This window comes from Chitinivibrionales bacterium (assembly GCA_014728215.1).
Lineage (GTDB): Bacteria > Fibrobacterota > Chitinivibrionia > Chitinivibrionales > WJKA01 > WJKA01.
Genome location: WJLZ01000118.1, coordinates 1 through 7,607 on the forward strand (window position 1 = coordinate 1; position 7,607 = coordinate 7,607).

General features: G+C 46.4%; 7 protein-coding genes. 2 read left to right on the forward strand and 5 right to left on the reverse strand.

The window, feature by feature from the left end:
* A partial coding sequence (locus GF401_09515; GenBank protein MBD3345286.1) for a glycosyltransferase occupies window positions 1–602 on the forward strand: 602 nt, incomplete at its 5' end.
* Here the strand turns inward: GF401_09515 and GF401_09520 are convergent.
* Entirely contained in the window at window positions 526–1,488 is a 963-nt protein-coding gene (locus GF401_09520; GenBank protein MBD3345287.1) for a hypothetical protein, read from the reverse strand. The two genes, GF401_09515 and GF401_09520, sit on opposite strands and share 77 nt — an antisense overlap.
* A 199-nt stretch (window positions 1,489–1,687) precedes the next feature.
* Between GF401_09520 and GF401_09525 the strand changes: the two genes are divergently transcribed.
* Complete coding sequence (locus tag GF401_09525) at window positions 1,688–2,761, forward strand: hypothetical protein (GenBank protein ID MBD3345288.1); 1,074 nt, start codon at window positions 1,688–1,690, stop codon at window positions 2,759–2,761.
* Between the two features lie 130 nt (window positions 2,762–2,891).
* Here the strand turns inward: GF401_09525 and GF401_09530 are convergent, their stop codons facing one another.
* The 4 genes from GF401_09530 to GF401_09545 all read right to left on the reverse strand — a co-directional run bounded on the left by GF401_09530 (window position 2,892) and on the right by GF401_09545 (window position 7,405).
* The gene (locus GF401_09530) at window positions 2,892–3,311 is read right to left on the reverse strand and encodes a PIN domain-containing protein (GenBank protein ID MBD3345289.1); all 420 of its coding nucleotides are present in this window, start codon (window positions 3,309–3,311) and stop codon (window positions 2,892–2,894) included.
* Window positions 3,308–3,556, reverse strand: coding sequence for a hypothetical protein (locus GF401_09535; GenBank protein ID MBD3345290.1), 249 nt, complete (start codon window positions 3,554–3,556; stop codon window positions 3,308–3,310). The genes GF401_09530 and GF401_09535 overlap by 4 nt, the downstream gene beginning before the upstream one ends.
* Window positions 3,557–3,857: 301 nt before the next feature.
* Window positions 3,858–7,016 (reverse strand): MMPL family transporter, encoded by a 3,159-nt coding sequence (locus tag GF401_09540; protein MBD3345291.1) that lies wholly within the window; start codon window positions 7,014–7,016, stop codon window positions 3,858–3,860.
* Entirely contained in the window at window positions 7,013–7,405 is a 393-nt protein-coding gene (locus GF401_09545) for a hypothetical protein (GenBank protein MBD3345292.1), read from the reverse strand. The genes GF401_09540 and GF401_09545 overlap by 4 nt, the downstream gene beginning before the upstream one ends.
* Between the last annotated feature and the right edge of the window lie 202 nt (window positions 7,406–7,607).

Here is a 7,607-nt window from a genome sequence, read left to right on the forward strand (position 1 = left end):
ATCTTGTACATTGGAAGAACCATATGCTCGCCATTGAAACAATGAAACATCTGAATATGCCCGGCATCGATATGTCGTTAGATATATGGGGATCCGATCCTTTAAAAGAGAATTATAAATATGCCAATGAAATCAAACAAGCGATGGCAACCGAGAAAAATGCGAGAATACGCATAATAGAAAATAAAAGAATATTATCTGAAGATTATCAAAATTACGATTGCCTTCTACATACAGCCGAAAATGAGCCTTTTGGGAGGGTTATAGTTGAAGCTATCGGTAATGCATGCCCGGTAATCGTTCACAACTCTGGTGGTCCTGCAGAAATTGTAAAGAAATATGAAGCAGGCATACTCTTCAATGAATTGAGCATTGTTTCATGCGCTGAGGCAGTTCAAAAAGCAGCTCAAAGCTATAATCGGATCAGGAGGACTATTTTAAAACGGCTGCCTCGAATCAGGTCAGAATTTTCCGAGAAGAAAGCAATTCAGGCTTTTTTAAAAATAGAACTTGTGCGCCAATTGGTTATTTCTTCTCGAATTCGGGATACAAACGAAGAATCCATTCGAGAATCTTCTCTTTTTCCTTTCGCAAGCAATTGACCGCAAGGCTCGGTCCTTTATATTCTATCTCGTCGTTTGCCCATCCTCGCTCATATACAACCGGAAGCCCCATAGCTCCGGCCTCTCTGAGAACGTTCGGTAACCCATCTCTGTCACCGTCCTTAGCAATGCAAGATCCATATATCATCAGGTGCGAATTGAGCATTTTATCGCAGATTTCCTCGAACGGCATTGATTCTTTGACATCGATTCTAAAATTACCTTCTGGCAAAATGAAGCCTTTCAAGTCATGCAAACCAATTTGCGTGAATGTCATATTGGAAAAATATGGTTCTAAATAGCATAAACATGACAATACACCTTTTAGATTTTTCTTCGGTGAGTTTCTTGCAATATTGACAATATTGAAATGCTTGACTACGGGTTTTGCCCATTCGGGCAGCTTTGGCAAATTATGAGCTGCATACTCGACCTTTCCTTTCCTCAGAGCATAATTTTCGATAGCCCACTCCATGGTCTTTTTGCAGCAGAAATAATAGCGGTCAATATACAAAGGATCGATTTTAGCAAGATATGATCTACAGAAGACATCATTGGCATGGCAACTAACTTGCAGTTTTGCCTGGGCAATTTTTGAAATATTGAATGCAACATCGAGAACATAGTTCGCCCAGTATGCAAGAATAGTGTCGCGCTTACCAATTGAGTGGTTTCGGATAATAGTTCTTGCTGCAAGCTTGTGTAATAACGAAGGGAACAATCTTGAAAAAAACGGCTGTTTCTTTATAACCGAATTGAGGTATATGATTGTCTTGTCATGATAGTCATTGAATTGCTGGGCAATATCACGATCTAGAAATGTTTCAGTGGGATTTGGTTGTGCGGTCAAAATAAATAAGCGGTTCTTTGCTGCAGGGGAATCCATTCAATAAATATAAATAATGGCATAAGCTTTCTTTTATTCGCAAAATACTACTGATTTAAAATATGATCTAAATATTAAATCTGAAACTAGTGTCGGAAATGACACTATTATTCAAAATGTTGGTATTAGTGAATCGCAACCAAACATACGGCTTTTACCAATTTATATGCCACAATAACCTGAAAATTGGAGGTGCATTATGAGTAACAGGAAATTTGTTTTCCAAGCTTTGATCAATGCATTACTTTTCTCTCAGTGCTTCGGAGTAACTGTAATCGGGCAAATTGTTGACCAGTTCAACGTACCTGTCAAACAAGCGCTTGTATCGGTAGTCGATAAAGATATAAAGGTTGGATCAGATGCTCAGGGTTTATTTGCTTTAACGTGGAATAATGAACAAAACCAAATAAAGAAAAATTATCCTGAAAAAGAATTGGACATTAATTACCTTTCAACGAGTCCTTCTGTTTACAATATATTAGGTGAATACATTGATATGCATAAAAATGCTTCTTTGGGCAATCAAATTGTCATATTGAAAATGAATGATAATATGACCATGAAGGGGCTTTCATGGTCAATTATTAATAACAAAAAAGAGAGTTTTGCAGTTGAAAACGCAAAAACTGCCGGATTATTGAAAAGGCAAAAGTCTGTATCTGATTTGAATCAAATTGAATTGAAAATATGTGCTGAGGGTTATTTCGATCAAACCGTGAGCGTTGAACCTGACCCTAATACCGATTCTGCAATCATAGTAATAATTTTAAAAAATATAAACTATTATGATACACTGAACAATCCTGTTGGATGGATAAAACAGGATACTATTAGCTATTGCGGCAAAATCTGTGTCGTCTATATTGAGACAGATCCTGAAATATCGAAATACATAATTGATCAATCAGGCAACAGAATTGAACTTAATGAATATTTCGCTCTAAATAATTGTGATACAATCAAAGAATATTGCGGCAAGCTGGGGGTCATTCTTTGTGACAGCGTTAAAAATACCGTTTGTAGTGAGTGTAAAGAAAAAGTGGTAATAGAGTCCGATTCCAATTTAATGAATCCGGATTCCTGTATTTCCACAATAGAACGTCTGCTTGCAAGGCAAATTGAATTTGAGGAGCTGTCATATAAGCTTCATGCCTGTTCATTATCATATTCAGAAATATCTCTGATAAAAAATGAGGAATGCATTTTGACAATGACCAAAGATTTCAGTGGTATCAAACCACCGATAACAGTATTGCATAGTAATGAACCATGATTAGAGGCTGTCTTTATATTGTTCCTACGGAAAACTCCTGTTCGAAGGCTGTCAGTGTATGAATTCCAGGATCGCCGGGCATGTGAAACATGTAGATGAGACTACTTTTTTGACGTGTCGGCAGCAAAACCTACTGAGTAATAAGCTTAAGGCATTCGTCGGGAAAGAGAACAGGAATATCCGCATTCTTGTAATCTTTTTTGTTCCGTGTAATAAGACAATCCGCTTTACATTCAATCGCTGTGAAATATTGGATAGCATCTTCAAAATCATTAAATGACGACGTTAAGGCAAGTTCAATAATTTTTTCTCCAATTGATACGATTTTTAACAGCATTTTCAGGCGAATCAATGAATCAACAGCGGATTTATTGTTGCCGTCTTTTCGGAGGATATAAAAAAGATTTGAAAAAACCAATGGGGATACAAATCCTTTCACTATACCATTTTCTATTTGCGCAAACAGAGAAAATGCATCATCATGAAAAGGGTGCCGCACTTGGAGAAGGTCTAATATAATATCAGAATCGATATAGATTTTTTTAATCACTTATACTTCTTTTCAAGATAATGAAGATATTCCTTTTTAATATCCCTGTTTCGAGGACCTTTAATTGCTCCGGATAAGCTGCTCACAATTGGAGCAGGATTTTCCGGATCTTTTCTTTGCTTTTTTGTAAGTGTTTTAAAAAAGTTTTCGACGATAGAAGACAGTGATTGATGAGTGTGCTGAGCATATTCTTTAGCGGAATTAATTGTGTTTTGATCGAGTTTTAATGTGAGTTTTGCTTGCATGACAAACCTCCTTCTGTACGTACCAATAAATATAAACTAATACGTATTGAAAGGCAAGGGGTTCCATGCTGCAGGAATTATTGAAATGTACATGGAACTACTCAGTTGGGTCGGCCTCGTCATTCCGGAGAAAGCCGGAATCCATATCTCAACTGCCGTTAAAAATCGACCAGTGCTTACCACTCAGCCCACGCATGCCGGCATTGCCGGCATGAATAGAATAAGCATTTTCCAAATGGGATTTAAAGGGGATGGAATCCCCTTTACTGATGCATTTCTAATATTTACCCATGCTATTCCCTTATCCTTTCGCAATTTTCACCACCGCCTTTCTGACATCCTCCAGAGCCATATACGCCGACGGCACAATTACCAGCGCGATAATAGTCACAAACAGCACCCCGAACCCGAGGCTCAGGGCCATGGGGATGAGGAACTTTGCCTGCAGCGAGGTTTCGAATATCATGGGGACCAGTCCGAAGAACGTTGTCAGGGAGGTAAGCAGGACCGGACGGAACCGTCGTTGCCCGCCGCTGAGAACGGCCTCGAACGGTCCCATGCCTTCACGGCGGTTATCGTTGATTACCGTGATGAGCACCAGTGAATCGTTGACCACCACACCGGCAAGGGCCACGATCCCGAGCATGCTCACCAGGCTGAGCTGATAGCCCATGATCAGGTGGCCAAGGAACGCGCCCACCACGCCGAACGGAATTGCCGCCATGACAATGATCGGCTGGATATAGCTTTGAAACACCATGGCCATCACCCCGTACATGATTAACAGCGCGATAGTCATGCCGGTCCTCAGCGAGCCGAACGCTTCGGTCATCTCTTCCTGCTGCCCTGCCCGTTCCCAGCTCAGGCCGGGGAACTCCTGTTTGAGCTGGGGGAGCGCCGATTTGGAGAGGTTATCGTATACCTGCTGTGCATTGGTGACTGCCGGGTTGACATCTGCAGTTACCGCTACCACCCGCCGTCCGTTTTTCCGTTCGATTGTCGTAAACGATCTGCCCGGCGCAATATACGCTGCTTGATTCAGGGGGATTTCTCCACCTTGCCGGGTTTGAATGATCATCTGTTCGAGCGAGTATTCCGATATTCGCTGTTCCCGCGGCAGCCGGACATAGACCCGGAGCTCTTCACGGCCGCGCTGCTGCCTTACCGCTTCTGCGCCAAACCATGCGCTTCGCAACTGCCGCGCCAGGTCGGCTTCGGATATCCCCAGCGCCCGTGCTCCGGGACGCAGCCTGAAATCAATCTGCCGCTTTCCCCGACGAAACCCGTCATCGATATCAAATACCCCTGCATACTCTCCCATGGTCTGCGCCAGTTGTTCGGCCGCCTGTTCAAGCCGGTCGATATTGGAATGCGACAACTCGACCGCCAGCGCTGCACCGCCCGAGGGGCCGATACTGAAATCAAAGGCCAGACGTTCCACACCCGGAATGGCGCCGGTCTCCTGTCGCCACATCTGCGAGAATTGACGAGAGGAAATGCTCCGCTCGCCTGCGGATACCAGTTGGATTGTCACGAACCCCTGGTGCGCGGCGCCTTCGCCGATCTCTCCCACCGGACCGCCTTCATCCTGCATGCCGCCGGCTTCGGCAAATATGCCGGTTACCACCTGCTCATTCTCAGCTTTCTCGATGGTCTGCTCCACGCGCTGCGCAGCAGCGACCACCTGGTCCATCACCGACCGCGTCTGCTCCAGGGATGATCCAAAAGGAAGTTCGATTGTCGCAGTGGCAGTATCGCCTTCGATTTTAGGAAAAAAAATGAACTTGATAATACCCCCGGCAACCAGGCCAAAGGCAACAATGAGGATAGCAAGCGCCAGCGAAAGGGTAATTGCTCTATTGTCAACAAGCCGTTTCAGCCATGGCGTATAGGAATGCTCTATCCAGTGCTCCAGCCGTTTCGATACCCCCTCCTGACGGCGGTTCAGCCAGGCGATTATGCCCCAAGGGGATTTCCGTTCGTGGTGGGCGAGATGGGCCGGAAGAACAAACAGGGATTCGAACAGGGAGAGCAGAAGAATAGGGATTACGATCAGGGGGATATTGCTGAACAGCTTCCCCATGACTCCGGGGATAAACAGCAGCGGTCCGAATGCAATAATCGTCGTGAGGACCGAAAAGACAACCGGTATCGCCACTTCTCTTACACCGTCAATAGATGATGCCAGGGGGGATTCTCCCTGCCGCCGACGGTTGAAAATCGATTCTCCCACGACAATGGCGTCATCGACAACAATACCCAGCACTAAAATGAATGCAAACAGCGAGATCATGTTGATCGACACGCCCAGCATGCCCATGAAAAAAAAGGAGCCGCAGAACGAGGCCCCCATACCAACAGTCACCCAGAGGGCATGGTTGATTTTGAGGAACAACCCCAGTATGAAGAGTACAAGTACCAGACCATAAAGACCATTCTTCAAGAGCAGTGAAATCCGGTCCTGGAATATCTCTGAACTGTCATCCCAGACCGCCAGCCCCACTTGTTCGGGTACCTCTTTGCGGGCCTGCTCGACAAAATCATGCACGGCATTGGAAACTTCGACAGGCGTTTCCGCACCCACCCGGTAAACAATGATCCGCACGGCGCGTTGTCCATCGTAAAAGGCTTCCAGGTCCTGGATTTCATAGTCTTCATAGACATCGGCAATATCGCCGACCGTAATCCTGCTGCCGTCTTCACCGGCCAGTACTGCAATATTTTTGAATTCTTCGACAGTCCGGCGGCGCTCTGTTGTGCGAAGCAGTATTTCACCGGTGGGCGTCTCGATCGCACCGCCGGGGATATCCACCGAGGCACTGGCGATTATTGCCGCAATCTCCTGCAGCGTAAGATTGTAGCGGCGGAGATTTTCCATGGGGACTTCAACGCTGATCTGCGGAGCAGGAATGCCGTCAATTTCTACCTGCGTAATGTTTTCTTCATTGAGCAGCTCTTCGCGGAAATTCTCGGCTATTGCACGAAGTTTACCGGGTGCAATAGCTCCGTAGATAATGATCGAAACCACCTGCCGCCGCGGGGAGAGCAGTCTGACGGTCGGTTCTTCGGCATCGGTGGGAAATGAAGTAATCCTGTCGACTGCGCTCTGTATATCGTTCAGGGCTCGGTCCTCGGGCGCGGCCGAATAGAGCTCTGCCGTGACCTGCGCCAGGCCTTCATACGCGGTCGCCCGTACCTCCTTAACACCATCGATACCCCGCACGGCTTCCTCGACAGAAAGGATAATGCCCTGTTCCACTTCTTCAGGACTCGCGCCGGGGTAGGGGACCGTAATCATGACCATATCGAGGGTCACCTCGGGAAAGACCTCCTGCTTGATTGTCGGGAATACCAGCAATCCGCCAACGATCATGATTGCCATGATGAGATTGGCTGCAACACTGTTGCGGGCCATATACGCCAGCGGACCGCCGGCAGCGCGGGCTTCCCGGTCGTTCATTGTCCGCTCCGCGGCTGGGGGGACGGTGATTGCGCGGTATCGTTGCTCCGAGCGGCAATGCGCAGCTCCATGCCGTCGATCGGGGTTGCAATAGAAGAAGTTATTACTTTATCGCCGGGATTGAGGCCTTTGTCAACATACATCGTATCTTCGCTGCGCCAGACAATATTCGGACCGATTATCCGGAGCGTGCTGTCGGGGCCGAAGAGATAGACGTTGTCATCATCGCGCACGGCAGACCGGGGGAGCGCATACAGTCCGGCACGCCGCGGGCCGCGGATATAGACCTCGACAAATGCATCGATAAGAAGCGGGAGGAATGTTTCGACCGTATCGGCGACCGACCGGATACTCATCGGGTCCTCAACCACTACCAGAAGCCGCGCCATCCGGCCGACCGGCTCGAGGTCACCGACTGATAGGTATTTTGATTTTCTGACTTACAATAGTTAATATAATAATTTGACTATACTGGAGCAAGCAATTTTGCAGAGCTTTCCGGGGATTTCAGTGACTCCGGATTCAAGTCTCATCTTTGTGCGGTTGTTTCGGAGCCTGGAAGCGCTCGTTTTACGCGAAAAGGCAATAGCA